Consider the following 22,345-nt stretch of genomic DNA (forward strand, 5'->3'; position numbering starts at 1 on the left):
GCGACGGAGGCGACGGCATGAGCGCCGGACTCTTCGCACTCCTCGACGACGTAGCTGCCATCGCCAAGCTGGCGGCTGCGTCCGTCGACGACGTCGGCGCTGCCGCCGGCAAGGCTTCGGCCAAGGCCGCCGGTGTCGTCATCGACGACACCGCGGTGACGCCGCAGTACGTCCACGGTATCGCCGCCGAGCGCGAGGTGCCGATCATCAAGAAGATCGCCTTCGGCTCGCTGCGCAACAAGCTGCTGATCATCTTGCCGGTGGCGCTGATCCTGGCGCAGTGGGCGCCGTGGGCGATCACGCCGATCCTGATGCTCGGTGGGGCGTTCCTCGCCTTCGAGGGCGTCGAGAAGGTCTTGGAATGGGTCCGCCCGCACGAGGAGGCCCACGAGACGCCGGTCGCCCTGGAGGGGCCCGAGGCCGAGAAGACCATGATCGCGGGTGCCGTACGCACCGACCTGATCCTCTCCACCGAGATCATGGTGATCGCGCTCAACGAGGTCATCGACCAGGGCTTCTGGATGCGTCTCGGCGCCCTGGTGGCGGTCGCCTTCCTGATCACGCTCGTGGTCTACGGCGTGGTCGCGCTGATCGTGAAGATGGACGATGCCGGCCTCTCGCTCTCCCAGCGCCCCAGCGCCTTCGCCCAGCGGCTCGGCCTGGGCATGGTCTCGGCCATGCCGAAGGTGCTCGCCGTGATCTCGGTGGTCGGCACCATCGCGATGCTCTGGGTCGGTGGCCACCTGATCCTGGTCGGCGTCCACGACGTCAACGGTCTCGCCGCCGGTCACCCCGGTTGGGCGTGGCCCTACGACACCGTCCACCACCTCGAGGAGGAGGTCCACCACGCCCTCGGTGCCGTCGGCGCGGCCGCCGCCTGGCTGGTCAACACCTTCTTCTCCGCGGTCGTCGGGCTCGTCGTCGGTGCGATCGTGGTCGGCGTACTCCACCTGCTGCCGTTCAAGAAGAAGCACTGACGCACCTGCGGCTACCCAGCCCCGGCGGCTCGCGCCTCCCCGGCCTCGATCTCGGCCATCAGGTCGATGACGTAGCGGGCGAATTCGATCTGGATGGTGTGGCGTGGGGCGGCGTAGTACTGCTCCAGGTGAGCCTCCTCGTCGGCCTTCAGGATGCGCTCCTGCTCCTCGACAGGTGGAAGCGCATAGCTCCCGGTGAGCAGGCGGGCCAGGAGCTTGGACTGCTGCTCGGCGAGGTTGACGATGGTGGGGGAGGACTGGGCGAGCCCCATGAAGTAGAGGTGGTCGGCGCCCGGCTTGATCATCCGCTTGAACAGCGGATAGCGGTGGTCGGCATCGGGATGCAGCGAGACCTCGCGATCAGCTCGGCGAACACCTCCGAGACCGGCTTCCCGGTGGCGCCACGGACCAGGCCGTCGACCAGATGCCCGTAGGAGACCATGTGGTACCCCGAGCCCGGCTCGAACCAGGGTTCCTGTCGGGCGAGCATCTCGTTGGCGAGCGGCAGGTCCAGGAGCGCCTCGGTGGAGAGCGGCTCGGTCCACCCGGACATGCCGGAGGTGTGCGAGAGCAGGTGACGGACGAGAACCCGCTCGTCGGCGAACGAGGGCCAGTAGTCCGCGACCGGAGCGTCCAGGTCCAGGTGGCCACGGTCGGCGAGCACGAGCGCGGTCAGAGAAGCCATCGTCTTGGTCACCGACCAGACCCGGACGATGGTGTCCTCCTGCCAGGCCTCGCCCGGCCGGGCCTCACCACCCCACAGGTCAGCCACGAGGTCGCCGTCATGGACCACCGCGACGGAGGCACCGAGATCGGCTCCGGAAGAGAGGTTGCGCGCGAGCCGGTCGCGCAGAAGCTCGTACGCAGGGGCGCAGACGCCCTGGACCGTGTGCGGGTCAGGTGTGGGTGCCGTCATGCTCGCCAATAATAGAAACTTGTTCTAGGTTTCGACAGGGTTACGGGCGAACTGTTGGTTGCGGATTACCGCTCCCGTCAACCAGCGCTTGTAGTCTGAGAGCAACCTGCGTGGGAGATCCCGCTGATGCGCAGATGCGCGACGCAGGCCCGCATTAATTTCGGTAAGGAATAACCATGGACTACAAGGTTGCCGACCTGAGCCTGGCCGAGTTCGGCCGCAAGGAGCTCTCCCTCGCCGAGCACGAGATGCCGGGCCTGATGGCCATGCGCGAGCGCTACGGCAAGGACCAGCCGCTCAAGGGCGCCCGCATCGCCGGCTCGCTGCACATGACGATCCAGACCGGCGTCCTGATCGAGACGCTGACCGCGCTCGGCGCCGATGTGCGCTGGGCCACCTGCAACATCTTCTCCACCCAGGACCACGCCGCCGCGGCCGTCGTCGTCGGCACGGGCACCGCCGAGGACCCCCAGGGCACCCCGGTCTTCGCCTGGAAGGGCGAGACCCTGGCGGAGTACTGGGACGAGGCCGAGAAGGTCTTCGACTTCACCGACGAGGCCGGCAACAAGGTCGGTCCGAACATGCTCCTCGACGACGGCGGCGACATCACGCTGCTCGTCCACAAGGGTGTCGAGTTCGAGAAGGCCGGCGCGGTGCCGGGCCAGGACTCCACCGACAACGAGGAGTTCAAGGAGGTCCTCCGGGTCCTCGACCGTTCGCTGAAGAACGACCCGCAGCGCTGGACCAACATCGCCAACGGCATCAAGGGCGTCACCGAGGAGACCACCACCGGTGTCCTGCGCCTCTACGACCGGTTCAAGGAGGGCTCGCTCCTCTTCCCGGCGATCAACGTCAACGACTCGGTCACCAAGTCGAAGTTCGACAACAAGTACGGCTGCCGCCACTCGCTCATCGACGGCATCAACCGCGCCACCGACGTGATGATCGGCGGCAAGGTCGCGGTCGTCTGCGGCTACGGCGACGTCGGCAAGGGCTCGGCGGAGTCGCTGCGCGGCCAGGGTGCTCGCGTCATCATCACCGAGATCGACCCGATCTGCGCGCTGCAGGCCGCGATGGACGGCTACGAGGTCCGCCGCCTGGAGTCGGTCGTCGAGACCGCCGACATCTTCGTGACCACGACCGGCAACTTCGACATCATCCGGGTCGAGCACTTCGAGAAGATGAAGAACCAGGCCATCGTCGGCAACATCGGCCACTTCGACAACGAGATCGACATGGCCGGCCTCGCCAAGATCCCGGGCATCGTCAAGGACGAGATCAAGCCGCAGGTCCACCAGTGGATCTTTCCCGACGGCAAGAAGATCATCGTGCTGTCCGAGGGCCGCCTTCTCAACCTGGGCAACGCCACCGGCCACCCGAGCTTCGTGATGTCGAACTCCTTCACCAACCAGACGCTGGCGCAGATCGAGCTCTTCACCAAGACAGACGAGTACCCGATCGGCGTCTACGTCCTGCCCAAGGCGCTCGACGAAGAGGTCGCCCGCCTCCACCTCGGCGCCCTCGGCGTCGAGCTCACCGAGCTCAAGCAGGATCAGGCCGACTACCTCGGCGTCCCGGTCGAGGGTCCGTACAAGTCGGACCACTACCGCTACTGATCACCGTCTGAACCCGCGCCGAGTCGGCGCGTTCTGACCGAAAACCCTGCCGAGTCGGCTCGTCATGACGAGCCGACTCGGCAGGGAATCGGGTCAGGACGCGCCGACTCGCGCGTTGTGGGGTGGCTCATGTGACACGTCGCACGCACCGGGTGACAGAATCGGACACATGGCCGATCGCAGTGCTTCCGACCAGCCCGCCAAGGGAAAGGTCCTCGTTGTCGATGATGATGCCTCGCTGAGCGAGATGCTTGCGATCGTGCTGAGACAAGAGGGGTTCGACTCACAGCTGGTCGCTCGTGGTGACATGGCGCTGCCGGCGTTCCACGACTACAAGCCCGACGTGGTGCTGCTCGACCTGATGCTTCCCGGGATGGACGGCATCGAGGTGTGCAAGCAGATCCGCAAGGAGTCGGGTGTGCCGATCGTCATGCTCACCGCGAAGGGCGACACGGTGGACGTGGTGGTCGGGCTCGAGTCCGGGGCCGACGACTACGTGGTCAAGCCGTTCAAGCCCAAGGAGCTGATTGCCAGGATCCGGGCGCGGGTCCGCAGGCACGGCGACGCCGTGCCCGAGGTGCTGGAGATCGGCGATCTCACCATCGACGTGGCCGGCCACCAGGTCACCCGTGACGGTGAGCAGATCCAGCTCACGCCGCTGGAGTTCGACCTGCTGGAATGCCTGGCCCGCAAGCCTCACCAGGTCTTCTCCCGCGAGGTGCTGCTCGAGCAGGTGTGGGGCTACCGCCACGCCGCCGACACCCGGCTGGTCAACGTGCACGTCCAGCGGCTGCGCTCCAAGGTCGAGCACGACCCGGAGAACCCCGAGATCGTCGTCACCGTCCGTGGTGTCGGCTACAAGGCAGGGCCCGTGTGACACTCCAGCAGGTCGTCCGCACCGCGGCCCGGACGCCCAAGAAGCTCCTGACCACCTGGCGCCGGTCGATCCAGACCCGCGTCGTGGTCTACACCGTCCTCCTCACCGCGGCCGCCGTCAGCCTGGTCGGGCTGATCCTGCTCGAGCAGATCGGCGACGAGCTGGTTCAGGACCGCGTCGCCGCGGCGAAGGCGGAGGCCTCCGAGGAGCTCTCCGCGGCCCGCGCGAGCATCGCGGAGACCTCGGGCGCCAACGGCGGCACCCCGCTGCAGCGCAACGACCTGGGCGACCCGATCATCCAGCGCAGCCTCTCGCGTGGCTACGGCGTCGTCATGGCCGGCCCGGTGACCTCGACCTCCGGCCGGATCAGCGACGACGGCGTCGAGTGGACGCCCGGTGTGGACGTACGCAGCGTCCCGCGCACCCTCGAGGACCGCTTCCAGACAATCCGCGCCGAGCCGGCCTGGACCTACACCCGGATCTCCTACGACGACGGCGAACGGTCCTCGACCCCCGGCATCGTGATCGGGTCGCAGCTGGAGTTGCACGACGACACCTACAACGTCTACTTCCTCTTCCCGATGGACCAGGAGCAGGAGACGCTCGGCGTCATCACGCGTGGGCTGCTGGCCGCGGGGGCGATCCTGATCCTGCTGATCGGCGTCGGCAGCTGGGCTGTGACCCGCCACGTCGTCACGCCCATCCGGATCGCCCGCAGGACCGCCGAACGGCTGGCCGCCGGGCGCCTCGAGGAGCGGATGGTCGTCCACGGCGAGGACGACCTCACCGGCCTGGCGCTCTCGTTCAACCAGATGGCCAGCGGGCTGCAGAACCAGATCCGGCAGCTCGAGCACCTCTCCCGCGTCCAGCGACGGTTCAGCTCCGACGTCTCCCACGAGCTGCGTACGCCGCTGACCACCGTCCGCATGGCCAGCGACGTCCTCTACGAGGCCAGGGACACCTTCGACGCCCCGACGGCCCGGGCGGCCGAGCTGCTGCAGACCGAGCTGGACCGGTTCGAGACGCTCCTGGGCGACCTTCTCGAGATCAGTCGCTTCGACGCCGGCGCGGCCGTGCTCGACCTCTACGACACGGACCTGACCGCGTTGGCCCACGCCGTCGTGGAGGCCTACACGACGCTCGCCGACAAGCGCGACATCGAGCTGAAGGTCGTCGCTCCGGATCATCCCTGCACGGCCCAGGTCGACCATCGCCGAGTCGAGCGGATCGTACGCAACCTGGTGGCCAACGCCACCGACCACGCTCTGGTGGGCCAGACCGTGACCATCCGGATCGACGCCGACGAGCACGCGGCGGCGCTGACCGTGCGCGACCACGGCGTCGGGCTCGCGCCGGGGGAGACCGCCCTGGTCTTCAACCGGTTCTGGCGCGCCGACCCCGCCCGTGACCGTTCCAGCGGCGGCACCGGGCTGGGCCTGTCGATCTCCCTCGAGGACGCCCATCTCCACGGTGGCTGGCTGCAGGCCTGGGGCCGCCCGGACCAGGGTGCCCAGTTCCGGCTCACGCTTCCGCGCTATGCCGGGGCGGCGCTGCGGCACAGCCCGCTCCCGCTCGTCCCAGCAGATGCCCGTGACACGTTGGAGGCGTCGTGAGAACGTCCCTCGCCCTGATCCTGACCGCGCTCGCGCTCCTCGTCTCGGCGTGCTCGGACGTGCCCGACTCCGGGCGGGTCCAGCGCCTCGACCTGGACGAGCCGGCCGCGCAGGAGGAGGTCATCCCCTACAACCCCGGCGCCCCGCGTCCGGGGGCATCCCCGGGCGAGATCGTCGACGGGTTCCTCGACGCGATGAAGGCCACCCCGATGAGTACGGCCTACGCCCGCCGCTACCTCACCAAGGACGCGGCGATGAACTGGGCGCCGGCCGGTCGCACGCTGGTCTACGGCGAGCTGGGCAGCCACGTCGGCTCCTCCCCGCGGGTGTCGGTGGAGCTCGAGGACGCCGGCTGGCTCGACGAGCGGGGCGTGTGGCGTGGCGGGCTGGCCGCCTCGCAGGCGATCCTCGACTTCGAGCTGACCCGTGCCGAGGGTCAGTGGCGGATCAGCGCGGCCCCGAACGCCCTGGTGGTCGAGGAGGACTGGTTCCTGACCCACTTCGCCCGCAGCAACCTCTACTACGTCGAACCGACCGGGCACACCCTGGTGCCCGAGCCGATCTTCGCCCCCAAGGGCGCCTCGTACTCCACCACCCTCGTCTCGAGCCTGCTGAGCGGCCCGGGGGAGGAGGCGCAGGGCGTGATCCGCAGCGCCCTCCCGGCGATGGCGGACGAGCCCCGCTCGGTGGACGTACGCGACGGGGTGGCCGAGGTCGATCTCGCCGGTGACCTGGGTGAGCACAGCTCCGAAGACCTCCAGCTCATGGGAGCCCAGCTGGCCTGGACGCTGCGCCAGGACGCCAGCGTGGAGCGCATCCGACTCACCATCGACGGCGAGCCGGTGGTGCTGCCGGGCTACGGAGAGACGTTCAGCGTCGACAGCGGCGGCGGCTACGACCCCAACGGCAACACCGCCAGGGTCGACCTCTATGCGCTCCGTGACGGAGCGCTGGTGACCAGCACCGGCGAGAACGGCGACCCGTGGGTGCCCGTGCTCGGCGGCTGGGCGAAGTCTCACGGCGTGACCGACGCCGCCGTCGACGCCGACGCCTCGACCGCCGCCGCGGTCACCGCCGACCGCACCGGCATCCTCGTCGGGAAGCTGTCCAGCGACGGCGAGATCACCGAGGCTCCGGTGAACGGTACCCGGCTGCTGAGGCCCTCCTGGGACCTCGCCGGCCGGCTGTGGCTGGTCGACAAGGACTCGACCGGAGCCCGGGTGATGTACGTCGACGGCGACCGCCGCGTCCGCGTCGCCATTCCCGGCGTGACGGGAGAGAACGTGACCCGTTTCCTGGTCTCCCGCGACGGCACCCGGTTCGTCGCGGTGATCGGCGGCGAGTTCTCGGACCGGATCGTGGTCAGCCGGCTGCGGGCCAGCCCGAAGGGCGAGATCACGACGGCGACGTCGGCCGTCCTGCTGCCGCATCCCGATGCGTCGACCATGCAGGTCACCGACATCGGCTGGACCTCGCCGACCACGATCGTCGCGGTCCAGCAGATCGGCTCGACCGCGCTCTTCCAGTCGGTCTCGCTCGACGGTGCGCCGAGCAGCGAGCGCTACACCGTCAGCGACCGGGTCACCGGAGTCGTCGGCTCCCCGGTGGCCTCAGCCCGCCTCTACGCCGTCTCCGGCACCACCCTGCTGGACCCGCTCGACAGGTTCGACCTCGGGATGCCGTCCAACATCTCCGACGTCACCTACCAGGGCTGATCTCCACAGCCTTATCCACAGGTACGCAGCCCCCGGTTGCCCAGCGGCACCCACCCTGGTCGACTCGGGCCCATGACTCTCCGCCTCGAGCTCGCCGACGCCTGGCACGACCTGGTCGTGGGCGGCCGCTGCGTCGGCTGCCGGCGACCGGGCCGACTGCTGTGCCGCGACTGCCGCGCCGGCCTCCCGGACCGGGCCGCGCCGAGCCTGCCGACCCCGGCGCCGGCGGGCATCGTCCCGGCCTTCGCGGCCGGGCCGTACGAGGGCACCCTCAAGCAGCTGGTCATCGGGCTCAAGGAGCATCAGCTCCTCGGCCTCCGTAGGCCGCTGGCCGGCCTGCTCGCGCTCTCCGTCCTCGAGGCGATGGCGACGACCGGCACCGGTCCGATCGTCCTCGTCCCGGTCCCGTCACGACCGGCCTCCGTGCGCGAGCGCGGCCTGGACAGCACTGCGGTGATCACGCGCCGGGCAGCCGCGATGCTGAGGCAGCACGGTCTCGGCGTACGTCATCACCTGCTGCTCCGCACCAGACCCGGCGTCGCGGACCAGGCCGGTCTCGACTCTCGGCAGCGCCAGGCCAACTTGGACGGCTCGATCACCTGCCCCGCGTCCGGCATCCGGACACTTGCCAAGAAGATCCCGCGAGCGACGCTGATCGTCTGCGACGACGTGATCACCACCGGCGCGACCGCGCGGGAGGCTCAACGAGCGCTGGAATCGGTCGGTCTCGGGGTGAAGGCGATCGCGACCGTAGCGGCCACCCAGCGTCGGTCTCGCGTTCAAATGTAGGAAACCGTCATGTAATTCTGTTGAAGGGCTTTCGTGGGGAACATCGGCGAACTACCGTCACTACATGGAGTCCGCCTGGGTCCGTGGTTGCGTCGCAGAGAGGTCCGCGTTGCGGGCATCCGAGCGGCAAGCCGATGCCAGTCGCAGGCGAAACGGTCCACGTAACCCTACGCACCCAGATTCTGGGGCAAGGGGATCACGGTGCGGCTTAGAGATAAGTCCTGCCCTTGTCCTCCCGTCAGATACGGGAGCCAGCAGGGAGAAGGTGGAGTGGCACCAAGCTGCTAAGCCTCTGCAGGCGATTGTGGGGTCGAAGACCAGGTCGGCCGGGCGGACTCCGTACCCCGGAGGTCACATGCGCTGACCATCCGGGAGTCCGCCAACCCCGAAACACCGGGAGGTACCGATGGAAGTTGTCGTCACGGCTCGCAACGCCGAGGTCTCAGACCGCTATCGCGCTCACGTAGCAGAGAAGCTCGCGAAGCTCGAGAAGCACGACCACCGCATCATCAGGATCAACGTGGAGGTCGACAACGAGCCCAACCCGCGTCAGCACAAGGGCGCCGTCCACGTCGAGCTCACCGCATACTCGAAGGGTCCGGTCATCCGGGCCGAGGCGTGTGCCGAGGACAAGATGGGGGCGCTGGACCTGGCTGTCGACAAGATGGCTTCTCAGATGCGCCGCGCCGCCGACCGCCGCAGAGTCCACCGCGGACGACGCACTCCGGTATCCGTCGGGCAGGCACTGGCGGGCATCGAGCCCGACGGCCTGGCCACGACGTCCGAGTCCGAGACGTTCGAGGAGGACACGGTTCGGGAGCACCAGGTCGGTCCGATCACGGTGACGGGGGAGGGGCCCTTGGTGGTCCGGGAGAAGACGCACACCGCGGAGCCGATGACGCTCGACCAGGCCCTCTACGAGATGGAGCTGGTCGGACACGACTTCTACCTCTACATCGACAAGGACTCGATGAGGCCGGCGGTCGTCTACCGCCGGCGGGGATACGACTACGGCGTGATCGCGCTCAACCGCGCAGACCTCGTCTGACGGCTGTGACGAGCGACCGCTCGTAAGCACGTCGGCCGGGACTCATCCATCCCTCAGATGGATGAGTCCCGGCCATTCTCTTTGTCATCATGAGTTACGTGCCATGATGCATTCGTGTCATCTACATCTGGTGCCGATCGTGAGCCGGTCCGCGTCCTGGTTGTCGACGACCAGGAGCTCTTCCGAAGGGGCCTGGTCGCGCTGCTGGCGAGCGAGCCCGGCATCGAGGTCATCGGCGAGGCCACCAACGGCATCGAGGGCACCGAGCGTGCGGCGGCTTCGGCTCCGGACGTCGTGCTGCTCGACGTACGCATGCCCAAGCAGACCGGCCTGGAGGCCTGCGTCGCCATCAAGGATGCCGTCCCCTCGGCCAACATCATCATGCTGACCGTCTCCGACGAGGAGGCCGACCTCTATGACGCGGTCAAGGCCGGCGCGATGGGCTACCTCCTCAAGGACTCCTCGATCGACCAGGTCGCCCAGGCGATCCGGGTGGTCGCCGATGGGCAGTCGCTGATCAGCCCCTCCATGGCGGTCAAGCTGATGGAGGAGTTCAAGCAGATGTCCCGGCCGGACCGGTCCCCGGTCCCCGGGCCCAAGCTCACCGACCGCGAGCTCGAGGTCCTCGGCCTGGTCGCCAAGGGCCTCAACAACCGCGAGATCGCCAAACGACTGTTCATCTCGGAGAACACGGTCAAGAACCACGTACGCAACATCCTGGAGAAGCTCCAGGCCCACTCGCGCATGGAGGCGGTCATGTACGCCGTGCGTCAGAAGCTCCTCAACGTCGACTGAGTCGACTGAGTCGGCTCGGCTAGGCTGTCGCCAGCGTCGCGTGCCGGTGACAGACCGTGTCAGGCATGGAGGCGCCGGACACGAAGGAGCACGACTGATGTTGTCGTCCCCTTCGCCCTCACGTGACTGAGGGCGAGAAGACCAGGCTGATCGCCTGGAGCAACGAGATGCGCGAGGTGCATGAGCGCCTGCGCAAGGCTCTGCGGGTGACGCAGGAGGCCATCGCCGCCGGAGATCCCGCCGAGCCGGCGGCTCGCGACCTGCTGCTGTTCTGCCATGGGTTCTGCGCGGCCCTGACCGGCCATCACGAGGGCGAGGACCGGGAGCTCTTCCCTGCGATCGCCCGATCACACCCGGAGCTGCGCGAGACGATCCACTATCTCGAGCAGGACCACTCCATGATCGGCCATCTCCTCGGCGGCCTCCAGGCGGCCGTCGACAGGGCCGCCACCCCCGAGGACCTCGGGAAACACCTCGAGGGCATCGCCGCGATCATGGAGTCCCACTTCCGCTTCGAAGAGCGCAAGCTGCTCGGGTTGCTGGAGAACCTGGAGCTCGAGATCGACCCAGGTAGGGTCTTCGGGCCGCTCTGACGAGCCGGTTCCGGACGAGGCTTGTCCGGAACCGGCTCTACAGTCGGAGTCGTGCCTCGCTCTCAGACACTCAGCCGCTCCCAGGCCCGCCGGATCGCGCTCGCTGCGCAGGGGTTCGCCGACAAACCCCATGCCATGCCGACGATGCGTACGTTCCAGCGCACCCTCGAGCGCACCGGAGTCCTCCAGGTGGACTCGGTCAACGTCCTGCAGCGCGCGCACTACATGCCGCTCTACAGCCGGATGGGGGCGTACGACACCGGGCTGCTGCACCGCGCCAGCACGGGCCACCGGGACCGCAGGATGGTCGAGTACTGGGCCCACGTGCAGGCGTTCATGCCGGTCGAGCTGTGGCCGCACATGCAGTGGCGGATGGACCACTACCGCGCCCAGAAGGGCTCGAAGTGGTGGGGCAGCGTGCCGGACGGGATGAAGGAGAAGGTGCTGGCCCTGGTGGCCGAGCAGGGGGCGCTCACCGCGCGCGGCGCGGCCAAGGCGCTCGACGACGCCGGCCCGCAGACCAAGGACCACTGGGGCTGGAACTGGTCCGACTCGCGCAAGACGCTCGACATCCTCTACATGTTCGGCGAGCTGGCGATCTCGCACCGCAACGACCAGTTCGAGGTCGCCTACGACCTGCCCGAGCGCGTCATCCCGCGGATCCATCTCGACGCGCCGACGCCGACGAAGGAAGAAGCCCACCTCGAGCTCGTACGCCGCGCCGCGCGGTCCCACGGCGTCGGCACCGCCAAGGACATCGCCGACTACTTCCGGATGCGCGTGGACGACACGACACGCGCGCTGAACCAGCTCATCGACGCCGGCGAGGTGGAGCCGGTCGCGGTCGAGGGCATCCGCAAGCAGGCGTACCTCTCCTCCGGGTCCCGCCTGCCGAGGCGCATCGAGGCTCGCGCGCTGCTGAGCCCGTTCGACCCGCTGGTCTGGGAGCGGGAGCGCACCGAGGCGCTGTTCGACTTCTTCTATCGGATCGAGATCTACACGCCCGCGCCCAAGCGGATCCACGGCTACTACGTGCTGCCGTTCCTCCTCGGTGAGCACATCGTCGGCCGGATCGACCTGAAGGCCGACCGCAAGCGCGGAACGCTGCAGGTCAAGGGCGCCTATGCAGAGCCGAAGCGGAGCCCGAGGCAATCAGCAGAGCCGGGCGCGCCCGTCGAGACGGCCATCGAGCTGGCGGCTGAGCTCGAGCGGCTCGCCGGCTGGCTGGGCCTGAGTGCCATCGAGGTCGATCCCAAGGGCGACCTGGCACCCCTGCTTGCGCCGTTGGTGTGAGTGGGTGACCGGGAGGTGGGTAGAGTGAGCGTGCTATCCGTCTGCCGCTAGTAGGAGCCCGCCACCGTGGCAATTCTCGACAAGATCCTTCGCCTCGGCGAAGGCAAGATCCTTCGCGAGCTCGAGGCCATCTCGAAGGCCGTCAATGCGATCGAGGACGAGTTCGTCGCGATGAGCGATGACGAGCTGCGCGGGATGACCGACGAGTTCAAGCAACGCCTGGAGAACGGCGAGGACCTCGACGACATCATGGCCGAGGCGTTCGCCACGGTCCGCGAGGTCACCAAGCGCGTCCTGGGTCAGCGTCACTACGACGTGCAGATCCAGGGCGGCGCGGCGCTCCACCTCGGCAACATCGCCGAGATGAAGACCGGTGAGGGCAAGACCCAGACCGCGGTGCTGCCGGCCTACCTCAACGCGCTGGCCGGCAAGGGCGTCCACGTCGTCACGGTCAACGACTACCTGGCCAAGTTCCAGGCCGAGATGATGGGACGCATCTACGGCTTCCTCGGCCTCAGCGTCGGCGTGATCCTGCCGCAGATGACCCCGGCGCAGCGCCGCGAGGCCTACAACTGCGACATCACCTACGGCACCAACAACGAACTCGGCTTCGACTACCTGCGCGACAACATGGCCTCCTCCATGGAGGACCTGGTCCAGCGCGGCCACTTCTTCGCGATCGTCGACGAGGTCGACTCGATCCTCATCGACGAGGCCCGCACGCCGCTGATCATCTCGGGTCCGACCGAGGACGACGTGAAGTGGTACGACGAGTTCGCCACGATCGCCAAGAGCCTGGTCCGCGACGTCGACTACGAGGTCGACGAGAAGAAGCGCACCATCGCCGTCCTCGAGCGGGGCATCACCAAGGTGGAGGACCACCTCGGCATCGAGAACCTCTACGAGGCGGTCAACACGCCGCTCATCTCGTTCATGAACAACTCGATCAAGGCCAAGGAGCTCTTCCGCCGCGACAAGGAGTACGTCGTCGCCAACGACGAGGTCCTGATCGTCGACGAGCACACCGGCCGCATGCTCGCCGGTCGCCGCTACAACGACGGTCTGCACCAGGCGATCGAGGCCAAGGAGGGTGTGAAGGTCCGCGAGGAGTACCAGACCCTCGCGAGCATCACCCTGCAGAACTACTTCCGCCTCTACGAGAAGCTCTCCGGCATGACCGGTACGGCGATGACCGAGGAGTCGGAGTTCGACAAGATCTACAAGCTCGGTGTGGTCCCGATCCCGACCAACAAGCCGATGATCCGCAAGGACCAGCCCGACCTCGTCTACCGCACCGAGGAGGCGAAGTACGAGGCCGTCGCCGACGACCTCGTCGAGCGCCACAAGAAGGGCCAGCCGGTGCTGGTCGGCACCGTCTCGGTGGAGAAGTCCGAGTACCTCGGCAACATCCTCAAGAAGCGCGGCGTCCCGCACACCGTCCTCAACGCGAAGTACCACGCCGACGAGGCCAAGATCGTCGCGCTGGCGGGCCACAAGGGCGCGGTCACCGTCGCCACCAACATGGCCGGCCGAGGCACCGACATCATGCTCGGTGGTTCGGTCGACTTCCTGGCCGACCAGGAGCTCCGTAAGCAGGGCCTGGAGCCCGCGGGCGAGACCGCGGAGGCGTACGAGCAGGCTTGGGCGCCGACGGTCGAGCGGATCAAGGCGCAGGTCAAGGCCGAGCACGAGGAGGTCACCAAGCTGGGTGGTCTCTACGTCCTCGGCACCGAGCGCCACGAGTCCCGCCGTATCGACAACCAGCTGCGTGGTCGTTCCGGCCGTCAGGGCGACCCGGGCGAGTCCCGCTTCTACCTGTCGCTGGAGGACGACCTGATGCGCCTGTTCAAGGGCGAGTGGGTCGACCGCATCCTGACCACGCTGAAGATCCCCGACGACGTGCCGATCGAGGCCAAGTCGGTGACCAAGTCGATCGCCAACGCGCAGACCCAGGTCGAGGGCCAGAACTTCGAGTCCCGCAAGAACGTGCTCAAGTACGACGACGTCATGGACCGCCAGCGCAAGGTCATCTACGCCGAGCGCCGTGAGGTGCTCGAGGGCGCCGACCTCGAGGAGCAGATCCGCGGCTTCATCGACGACGTCGTCGAAGGCGTCGTCACCGGAGCGACCCAGGACTACGCCGAGGAGTGGGACCTCGACCAGCTGTGGACCGACCTCCGCCAGATCTGGCCGGTCTCGGTCGAGCCGAAGAAGCTGATCGCGGACGCCGGTGGCAGCAAGGACGACCTCGACCGCAGCGAGCTGATCGAGATCCTCAAGAAGGACGCCCAGGAGGCGTACGACCGCCGCGAGGAGGAGATCGGCTCCGAGGGCATGCGCGAGGTCGAGCGCCAGGTCGTGCTCTCCGTGCTGGACCGCAAGTGGCGCGAGCACCTCTACGAGATGGACTACCTGCGCGAGGGCATCGGGCTGCGGGCGTACTCCCAGCGTGACCCGCTGGTGGAGTACCAGCGCGAGGGCTACGACATGTTCACCGCGATGATGGACGGCATCAAGGAGGCCGCGGTCGGCTACCTGTTCAACCTGGAGGTCCAGGTCGAACAGGCCGAGCAGGAGTTCCACTACCACCCCGACGGCACCCGTCACGCCGGTCCGATGCACGAGGGTGCGCTCGCCGAGCCGCCGGTCAGCGTCGGTCAGGCCGGTGGCCTCCAGGACATCTCCGCCGCGCTGAGGGCCGAGGCGGCAAAGGCTTCGGCCAGCGCCCCGCAGGTCACCGCGAAGGGTCTGCAGAGGCCTGCTGCCCCCAAGCACCTGGCCTTCTCCGGCCCGGACGAGCAGGGCCAGGCCGAGGCGCAGGGCAACACCGTCAGCAACGCCGACGACCCCTACTCCAAGGTCGGCCGCAACGAGCAGTGCCCCTGCGGCTCGGGCAAGAAGTTCAAGCAGTGCCACGGCCGCCCCGGCGGCCCGACCGGCCTCACCACCCGCGTCAACGGCTGAGGTCGCACTCGGTCTCGAACCACAGGAGCGCTGTCCGTACCGAGGTACGCACAGCGCTCCTGTGGTTCATTCGTACGGCCCGAAGTTGAGGACCGTGCAGATCCAGTTCTCACCGCTCTGCTCGAACCGGAGGGCCATCGCGCGGTGGCCGTGACCGAACTTGATGTTGACGGTGGCCTCGACGATGGTCTCGGTGACCATGTGGAGGTGCCATCGATAGACGCGGGGGCGGACCGGCTGGTGGCGGCCCAGGCCGGGCTCGTACGCCCCGCTACGGGCGGTGAGGGCGGCGCGGTATCGCAGGTCGGCGACGACCTCCTTGGTCGTCCAGCGGACCAGCTGGCTCGCTGGACGGTCCCCGCCGACGACCTCGGCGATCTTCTGCGCGAACTGTGGGATCCACGCGCTCAGGTGGCCGCGGGCGGGGACGATGGGGATCGGCTCGGCCAGCAGTGCGTCATCCTGCCCGCTCCGGTCTGGCTGCGGCGGATCCAGGCGTGGCTGTAGGTCGAAGGCGAGCATGCCCTGGACATCAGCCAGAGGCACCTCGGCAGGGCGTTGCGGATCCGGCTCGGCTGCCGGATCAGGGTCCCGAGATGGTAGAGCGCTCATGGGCGCAAACTCCTTTCTACGCAGGCAACCTTCTCTTACCCGTTATTCGCGGTTCTAAACCGGCGAGTAACAGAAGGTGCTGCTGCGAGGAAGGAGACAGGAGGGACGGAGCTACGTCGCCTGGTCGTCGTAAGGCGGCTTCTCGCCGGCCAGAAGAGGCTTGGGCGCCTTGGCGCGCGCCTCTTCCTCCTCGATGTCGGCGAGGGCTTCCTGGATCTGCCTGCTGACGATGCGACGCGGGTCGAGGTCGCGCAGCTCGAGGTCCTGATACGCGGGCCCGAGCTCTCCGCGCAAGTCGTCTCGCGCGTTGTTGGCCAGGTTGCGCACCTGGTGGAGGAGGCGGGCGATCTGCCGTGCCATGTCGGGGATCTTGTCCGGTCCGAAGACCAGGATGGCGATCACGACGATGACGGCGAGCTCCGCGAAGCCGATGCCGAACACGCGCCGAACCTACAGGGTCAGAGCTTGGAGGTGGGAGTGAGGCCCAGTTGCATGCCCGCGAGCCCGCGGCCGCGGCCCGAGATCGTACGTGCCACCTCGGCCAGCACCTTCGCCGACTCCGCGGTCGGGTCGGCCTCGACGATCGGCTTCCCGGCGTCGCCGGCCTCGCGCAGGGTCTGCTCCAGCGGGATCTGACCGAGCAGCGGCACCTTCGAGCCGAAGCGCTGGGAGAGGGTGTCGGCGACCCGCTGGCCACCGCCGGAGCCGAAGACCTCCATCTTGGAGCCGTCGGGCAGCACGAGCCAGGACATGTTCTCCACGACGCCGACGACGCGCTGGTGCATCATCTCGGCCATGGTGCCGGCCCGCTCGGCCACCTCGGCGGCGGCCTCCTGCGGGGTGGTGACCACGACGATCTCGGCGTTGGGCAGGTGCTGGCCCAGCGAGATGGCCACGTCGCCGGTGCCCGGGGGCAGGTCGAGCAGCAGCGCGTCGAGGTCGCCCCAGTAGACGTCGGAGAGCATCTGGACCAGGGCCCGGTCGAGCATCGGGCCGCGCCAGGCGACGACCTGGTCACGACGCGGCTTCAGCATCCCGATCGAGATCACCGAGACGCCCGAGGCGGTCGGGACCGGCATGATCAGGTCGTCGACCTGGGTCGGCCGGGAGTCGGCCACGCCCAGCATCGCGGGCACCGAGTGGCCGTAGATGTCGGCGTCGACGATGCCGACCTTGAGGCCCTGGGCGGCGAGCGCGACGGCCAGGTTGACCGTGACCGACGACTTGCCGACACCGCCCTTGCCCGACGCGATCGCGAAGACCTTGGTCAGCGAGCCCGGCTGGGCGAAGGGGATCTCCCGCTGCGCCTGGCCGCCGGTGAGCCCGTTGCGCATCTCGGTGCGCTGCTCGTTGGTCATCACGCCGAGCTCGAGGTCGACGCCGGTGACGCCGTCGACCTTCTCCAGCGCCGCGGTGGTGTCGCGGTTGATCGTGTCCTTGAGCGGGCAGCCGGCGACGGTCAGCAGCACCTTGACGCTGACGACGCCTGCGTCGTCGATCGAGACGGAGTCGACCATCCCCAGCTCGGTGATGGGTCGTTTGATCTCCGGGTCCTGAACGGTCGCCAGGGCTGCGTTGACACGGTCGAGAAGCGGGCTGCTCACGGTATGCAAGCCTACGTCGTGCGTGGGGACTCTCCTGCATCGCCCGAGGGCTGGTCGATCGGACCGCGGTGACGGTCGCGCTCATCGAGCTCCTCGAGGAGCAGTCGAAGCTCGGAGCGGAGGTAGTCGCGGGTGGCGACCTCGCCGAGGGCCATCCGCAGCGACGCGGTCTCGCGGGCGAGGAACTCCATGTCGGCCTTGGACTGGGAGGCGACCCGCCGGTCCTGCTCGGCGATCGCCCGGTCGCGGTCCTCCTGGCGGTTCTGCGCGAGCAGGATCAGCGGCGCGGCGTACGAGGCCTGCAGGCTCAGAGCCAGGGTCAGGAAGATGAACGGGAACTCGTCGAAGCGCCACTCGCTCGGAACCAGGAGGTTCCAGGCGACCCAGATGACCACGACCATGGTCATCCAGGCGATGAACCGGGCGGTGCCCATGTAGCGGGCGAAGGCCTCGGCGAAGGAACCGAAGGCGTCGGCACGGAAGGTGGGCCGCCGGACCAGGGGGCGGCGCAGCTCGCGCGGGGTGTCGAGGCGGCCGCGGGCGGCGCGGGCGTCAGCCACGTCGCACCATCTCCGGCGTGATCACCTTGTTGGGACGGGTGTCGGGCCTGGTGTCGGGACGGGGCTCGGTGGCCGACTCCTGACGGGCGAGGTTCTCGCGCCAGTTCTCCGGGAGCAGGTGGTCGAGCAGGTCGTCGACGGTGACCGCGCCGGCCAGGTGGCCGTTCTCGTCGACGACGGGAGCGGCGACCAGGTTGTACGTCGCCAGGTGGGCCGCGACCTGCTCGGTGCTGTCCTCGGGGCGCAGCGGCTCCAGCGACTCGTCCAGGGCCCCGGCGACCAGTGTCGAGGGTGGCTCGCGCAGCAGCCGCTGGATGTGGGCGATACCGAGGAACTTGCCGGTCGGCGTCTCCAGCGGGGGACGGCACACGTAGACCAGGGCCGCCTGGGCCGGGGTGAGGTCGGGGTTGCGTACGAGCGCGAGCGCGTCGGCGATCGTCGCGTCGGGGCCGACGATGACCGGCTCAGGGGTCATCATCGAGCCGGCGGTGTCCTCCTCGTAGGACATCAGCCGCAGTACGTCCTTGGCGTCCTCCGGCTGCATCAGCTCGAGCAGCAGGGTGGCGGTCTCCTCGGGCAGCTCGGCGATGAGGTCGGCGGCATCGTCCGGCGACATCTCCTCGAGCACGTCGGCGGCACGCTCGGAGTCCAGGGCCCGCACGATGGCGACCTGGTCGTCCTCGGGCAGCTCCTCGAGCACCTCGGCGAGGCGCTCGTCGTCGAGGGCGGCGACGACCTGTCGGCGGCGCTCGGGCGGGAGCTCGTGGATCATCGTCGCGGCATCGGCCGGACGCATGTCGTGGATCGCCTGGACCAGGTGGGTCGCGGCCTGGGTGGGGGAGCGGCTGGCCAGCCCCTCGACGTCGTTCCACTCCACCACGTGCGTCTGCCCGCGGCGGCGCAGGCCCTTGGCAAGCTCCTGCACGGCGACCCGCGAGAGCAGCCAGTCGCGGTTACGGGCCTGCTCCATGCCGATGTCGTAGACGGTTCCGACGACGCCGGTCGGGCGGATCGTGACCTGCCGATCGAACATCTGGCCGATCACCAGGGTCTCGGTCGAACGCTGCTGGAATCGGCGCATGTTGAGCAGCCCGGTCGTGTAGATCTGGCCGGAGTCGATGCTGGTCACCCGGGTCATCGGCACGAAGATGCGCCGCCGCCCGAAGACCTCGACGACCAGGCCGAGCACGCGCGGCTGCCGGGCGTCCGATCTGACCGTGACCACGAGATCTCGCACCTTGCCGACCTGCTCACCGAGCGGGTCGAAGATCGGAAGGCCGACCAGGCGTGCCGCGTAGACGCGGTTGGGCGAGGTGCTCACGGGCCCACGTTATGACATGTGTCCAGACAGATCGCGTCGGCGCTCGCTCGGTGGCAGGGAACGTCGATTCGATGATCTATCCGAACCCGCGCCGGAGCGGAGTCGACGATCGGGCTGGGGCTTGTGTTACAAAAGTTGTCTATGTGGCCAGCGTGATCGGTCGCCGCTGCTGTGAGAGGGACGAGAACAGATGCGTACACAACCTCATGTCACGTCTCCCGCGGGCCGGGTGGCCAAGGCCCTGCTCTCCACGGGGCTTGTCATCGGGCTCTTCGGTGGCGCGCTCGTCGCCGTGCGTGACTCGACCGCTCCGGCCCCGACGGACCTGGAGACCGTCGCCTACGCGCCACCGCGCTACCGGATGGTCCAGGCCAACATCAGGGCCAGCATGGGCACGGCGAAGTTCAAGAAGGACGTACGCGAGGTCGTCGACACCGCGCCCGACTTCATCGCCTACAACGAGGTGAACGGCCGCCGCACCGCGGACCTCGAGCCGGGGCGCTATCGCGTGTGGCGCAAGGGCGGCAACGCCTACAGGTCCGCGACGGCGGTGGCCTGGGACAACGACAAGTGGGCCGCGACCTCGAAGGGCATCCACCGGATCAGCAACAAGCGCGGCAAGGCGGCCGACCAGCGCCTGCACTGGGGCATCAGGTACGCCAACTGGGTCACCCTCGAGAACCGGGCGACCGGCCGGAACGTCTCGGTGGTCGCGGTGCACTTCGCGCCGAAGTCCAAGTACTACGGCGACCTGGTCCGTCCCTCCGCCCGCGCGCTCAACGTGCTCGTCAAGGCGCTGGCCCGGCGGGGACCGGTGATGGTCGGCGGCGACCTGAACGTGCAGTACGGCGGCTCGCGCTACCCGCGTGAGATCTTCGCCGCGCAGCACCTGGTCCCGAGCTACGACGTCACCGAGCAGGCGCCGGTCACACATGGCCGGGACTCGACCATCGACTACGTGCTGGCCCGCGGGATCGCGCGGTTCGCCACCGGCAACCAGCGCGCCTTCGGGCTCGAGTCCGACCATCACGCGGTCCGTGTCGACTTCTCGCCGCTGCCCGTGACCTCCACCGAGGGCTCCGCCCGGGTCCGGTTCGGGCCGGGTGTCGTGGTCACCGACCCGGGGCTGAGTGCCGCCGATGAGCAGAGCGTGCTGCGTACGGTCCTGAAGTCGATCAACAGCACCAAGCGGGGTCAGGTCGTCCGCCTGGCCACCCGCGCGCTGAGCAACGGCAAGGTGCTCCGGGCGCTGAAGCGGGCCAAGTCGCGTGGTGCGCACGTCCAGGTCGTCACCGCGGAGCGGACCACGACCGCCGAGATGCGGTCGCTGCAGCGGGTCCTCGGCAAGGACGTCGACAAGAAGAGCTGGGCGGTGCCGCGCCCGGACGGCTACGACGGCGCCGGCCTGCGGGCGACCGTCCTGCTGATCAGCAGGACAGGTGTCACCCCGACGTTCGCCTTCGGCTCCAGCACCCAGATGTCCAACTCGGCCGGCGCCGGGAAGCGATCGGGCTACGTGAGCGTCACCCAGGCGTCGTACGACAAGCTCCTCAAGCCGTTCTTCTCGGCAGTCGGACGCCGGGTCTGAGGGACGTAGGATCGCGATGTGGTGGGAGTCACCCTGTCACTGATGGTTACTGATTGGTAACCTGCCGCAGTGACACGTCGTGGTGGTCTCGACAGGCTCGACCACCGAGTTAGGAGTACAGCATGGGTCGCCTTGCCGAGACCGAAGGTCTCACCGACATCCAGGAAGAGATCCTGAAGACCGTCCGCCAGTTCGTGGACGAGAAGGTCATTCCGGTGGCCCAGGAGCTGGAGCACGCCGATGAGTACCCGACCGAGATCGTGGAGGGCCTCAAGGAGCTGGGCATCTTCGGTCTGATGATCCCTGAGGAGTACGGCGGTCTGGGCGAGTCGCTGCTGACGTACGCGCTGTGCGTCGAGGAGATCGCGCGCGGCTGGATGTCGGTCTCGGGTGTCATCAACACCCACTTCATCGTGGCCTACATGCTGATGCAGCACGGCACCGAGGAGCAGAAGCAGAAGTACCTGCCGAAGATGGCGACCGGCGAGGTACGCGGCGCGTTCTCGATGTCCGAGCCGGGTCTCGGCTCCGACGTGAGCGCGGTCTCCACCAAGGCGACCAAGCTCGAGGACGGGTCCTACAGCATCACCGGTCAGAAGATGTGGCTGACCAACGGTGGCTCCTCCACGCTGGTCGCGGTGCTGACCAAGACCGACGAGGGCGCCGAGAGCGTCTACAAGAACATGACCACCTTCCTGGTGGAGAAGACCCCGGGCTTCGGCGAGACCGCCCAGGGCGTCACGGTGCCCGGCAAGATCGACAAGATGGGCTACAAGGGCATCGACACGACCGAGATGATCTTCGAGGGTCACAAGATCTCGGCCGACCAGATCCTCGGTGGCGCCCCGGGCAAGGGCTTCTTCCAGATGATGGACGGTGTCGAGGTCGGCCGGGTCAACGTCGCGGCTCGTGCCTGCGGCCTGGCGATCCGTGGCTTCGAGCTCGGCATCGCCTACTCCCAGCAGCGTCAGACCTTCGGCAAGAAGATCGCCGAGCACCAGGCCATCCTGTTCCGTCTGGCCGAGATGGGCACCAAGGTCGAGGTCTCCCACAACATGATGGTCCGCGCCGCGCGGCTGAAGGACACCGGCAAGCGGATGGACGTCGAGGCCGGGATGGCCAAGATGGTCGCCTCCGAGTACGCCAACGAGGTCGTGGAGGACTCCTTCCGCATCCACGGCGGCTACGGCTACTCCAAGGAGTACGAGATCGAGCGGCTCATGCGCGAGGTCAAGTTCATGCTCATCGGTGAGGGCACCAGCGACATCCAGAAGATGATCATCGGCCGCAGCCTCCTGAAGGACTACAAGTCCTGACCCATCGGCCGGACCTCCCGCCGAATCTGTAGAAGTGGGCGACGAGGTCCGGGTTGCCGGTGTCATCGTCGGTCGGGTCGCCTCCACGAAGGTCGAGGGACGCACGGCCCGCGTCGTACCGCGATCTCGGCCTGGGCGGCGATCCGCT

General features: G+C 68.2%; 20 protein-coding genes. 13 read left to right on the plus strand and 7 right to left on the minus strand.

What is annotated here, in order from left to right:
- Window positions 1-17: 17 nt before the first annotated feature.
- Window positions 18-977, plus strand: a complete 960-nt coding sequence (locus ABZ796_RS03430) for a DUF808 domain-containing protein (protein WP_357334654.1) — start codon at window positions 18-20, stop codon at window positions 975-977.
- A gap of 11 nt (window positions 978-988) precedes the next feature.
- Here the strand turns inward: ABZ796_RS03430 and ABZ796_RS03435 are convergent, their stop codons facing one another.
- Both ABZ796_RS03435 and ABZ796_RS03440 read right to left on the minus strand, forming a co-directional pair.
- A complete protein-coding gene (locus ABZ796_RS03435) occupies window positions 989-1,282 on the minus strand; it encodes a hypothetical protein (protein WP_357334655.1) in 294 nt (97 codons plus the stop codon).
- Entirely contained in the window at window positions 1,279-1,893 is a 615-nt protein-coding gene (locus ABZ796_RS03440) for a serine hydrolase domain-containing protein (protein ID WP_357334657.1), read from the minus strand. Before ABZ796_RS03440 ends, ABZ796_RS03435 begins: the two co-directional genes overlap by 4 nt.
- Before the next feature lie 176 nt (window positions 1,894-2,069).
- Here ABZ796_RS03440 and ahcY point away from each other — a divergent pair, with 176 nt between their 5' ends.
- From ahcY to secA, 10 genes are all read left to right on the plus strand, one after another.
- Window positions 2,070-3,509, plus strand: coding sequence for an adenosylhomocysteinase (gene ahcY, locus ABZ796_RS03445; protein WP_357334659.1), 1,440 nt, complete (start codon window positions 2,070-2,072; stop codon window positions 3,507-3,509).
- A gap of 169 nt (window positions 3,510-3,678) precedes the next feature.
- Window positions 3,679-4,386 carry an MtrAB system response regulator MtrA gene (mtrA, locus tag ABZ796_RS03450; protein WP_357334660.1) on the plus strand — a complete coding sequence of 236 codons (708 nt, stop codon included), beginning with the start codon at window positions 3,679-3,681 and terminating at the stop codon, window positions 4,384-4,386.
- The gene (mtrB, locus tag ABZ796_RS03455) at window positions 4,383-5,999 is read left to right on the plus strand and encodes an MtrAB system histidine kinase MtrB (RefSeq protein ID WP_357334662.1); all 1,617 of its coding nucleotides are present in this window, start codon (window positions 4,383-4,385) and stop codon (window positions 5,997-5,999) included. Before mtrA ends, mtrB begins: the two co-directional genes overlap by 4 nt.
- Window positions 5,996-7,714 carry an LpqB family beta-propeller domain-containing protein gene (locus ABZ796_RS03460; RefSeq protein ID WP_357334664.1) on the plus strand — a complete coding sequence of 573 codons (1,719 nt, stop codon included), beginning with the start codon at window positions 5,996-5,998 and terminating at the stop codon, window positions 7,712-7,714. The genes mtrB and ABZ796_RS03460 overlap by 4 nt, the downstream gene beginning before the upstream one ends.
- A gap of 72 nt (window positions 7,715-7,786) precedes the next feature.
- Window positions 7,787-8,503 (plus strand): ComF family protein, encoded by a 717-nt coding sequence (locus tag ABZ796_RS03465; RefSeq protein ID WP_357334666.1) that lies wholly within the window; start codon window positions 7,787-7,789, stop codon window positions 8,501-8,503.
- Window positions 8,504-8,909: 406 nt separating this feature from the next.
- Window positions 8,910-9,551: a ribosome-associated translation inhibitor RaiA gene (gene raiA, locus ABZ796_RS03470; RefSeq protein ID WP_350659377.1), complete on the plus strand. Its 642-nt coding sequence runs from the start codon at window positions 8,910-8,912 to the stop codon at window positions 9,549-9,551.
- A gap of 114 nt (window positions 9,552-9,665) precedes the next feature.
- The gene (locus ABZ796_RS03475; RefSeq protein ID WP_357334667.1) at window positions 9,666-10,346 is read left to right on the plus strand and encodes a response regulator transcription factor; all 681 of its coding nucleotides are present in this window, start codon (window positions 9,666-9,668) and stop codon (window positions 10,344-10,346) included.
- A 122-nt stretch (window positions 10,347-10,468) separates the two neighbouring features.
- Window positions 10,469-10,939 carry a hemerythrin domain-containing protein gene (locus ABZ796_RS03480; RefSeq protein WP_357334669.1) on the plus strand — a complete coding sequence of 157 codons (471 nt, stop codon included), beginning with the start codon at window positions 10,469-10,471 and terminating at the stop codon, window positions 10,937-10,939.
- Between the two features lie 51 nt (window positions 10,940-10,990).
- Window positions 10,991-12,232 carry a crosslink repair DNA glycosylase YcaQ family protein gene (locus ABZ796_RS03485; RefSeq protein ID WP_357334671.1) on the plus strand — a complete coding sequence of 414 codons (1,242 nt, stop codon included), beginning with the start codon at window positions 10,991-10,993 and terminating at the stop codon, window positions 12,230-12,232.
- Between the two features lie 66 nt (window positions 12,233-12,298).
- Window positions 12,299-15,196, plus strand: a complete 2,898-nt coding sequence (gene secA, locus ABZ796_RS03490; protein ID WP_357334672.1) for a preprotein translocase subunit SecA — start codon at window positions 12,299-12,301, stop codon at window positions 15,194-15,196.
- Window positions 15,197-15,262: 66 nt separating this feature from the next.
- On the opposite strand, the gene ABZ796_RS03495 is transcribed toward secA, so the two are convergent.
- From ABZ796_RS03495 to ABZ796_RS03515, 5 genes are all read right to left on the minus strand, one after another.
- Window positions 15,263-15,808, minus strand: a complete 546-nt coding sequence (locus ABZ796_RS03495; protein ID WP_357334674.1) for an Rv3235 family protein — start codon at window positions 15,806-15,808, stop codon at window positions 15,263-15,265.
- Between the two features lie 111 nt (window positions 15,809-15,919).
- Entirely contained in the window at window positions 15,920-16,249 is a 330-nt protein-coding gene (locus ABZ796_RS03500) for a sec-independent translocase (RefSeq protein WP_008364136.1), read from the minus strand.
- A 17-nt stretch (window positions 16,250-16,266) separates the two neighbouring features.
- Window positions 16,267-17,412 carry a P-loop NTPase gene (locus ABZ796_RS03505; RefSeq protein WP_357334676.1) on the minus strand — a complete coding sequence of 382 codons (1,146 nt, stop codon included), beginning with the start codon at window positions 17,410-17,412 and terminating at the stop codon, window positions 16,267-16,269.
- Between the two features lie 11 nt (window positions 17,413-17,423).
- Complete coding sequence (locus ABZ796_RS03510; RefSeq protein ID WP_357334678.1) at window positions 17,424-17,972, minus strand: DUF1003 domain-containing protein; 549 nt, start codon at window positions 17,970-17,972, stop codon at window positions 17,424-17,426.
- Window positions 17,965-19,293, minus strand: coding sequence for a CBS domain-containing protein (locus ABZ796_RS03515; RefSeq protein ID WP_357334679.1), 1,329 nt, complete (start codon window positions 19,291-19,293; stop codon window positions 17,965-17,967). The genes ABZ796_RS03510 and ABZ796_RS03515 overlap by 8 nt, the downstream gene beginning before the upstream one ends.
- Before the next feature lie 190 nt (window positions 19,294-19,483).
- On the opposite strand from ABZ796_RS03515, the gene ABZ796_RS03520 reads away from it, so the two are divergent.
- Together ABZ796_RS03520 and ABZ796_RS03525 are read left to right on the plus strand one after the other, a co-directional pair.
- A complete protein-coding gene (locus ABZ796_RS03520; RefSeq protein WP_357334681.1) occupies window positions 19,484-20,881 on the plus strand; it encodes an endonuclease/exonuclease/phosphatase family protein in 1,398 nt (465 codons plus the stop codon).
- 122 nt (window positions 20,882-21,003) lie between these two features.
- The gene (locus ABZ796_RS03525) at window positions 21,004-22,197 is read left to right on the plus strand and encodes an acyl-CoA dehydrogenase family protein (RefSeq protein ID WP_350715448.1); all 1,194 of its coding nucleotides are present in this window, start codon (window positions 21,004-21,006) and stop codon (window positions 22,195-22,197) included.
- Window positions 22,198-22,345: the final 148 nt, after the last annotated feature.

It is taken from the genome of Nocardioides sp. NPDC047086 (genome assembly GCF_040643685.1).
Lineage (GTDB): Bacteria > Actinomycetota > Actinomycetes > Propionibacteriales > Nocardioidaceae > Nocardioides.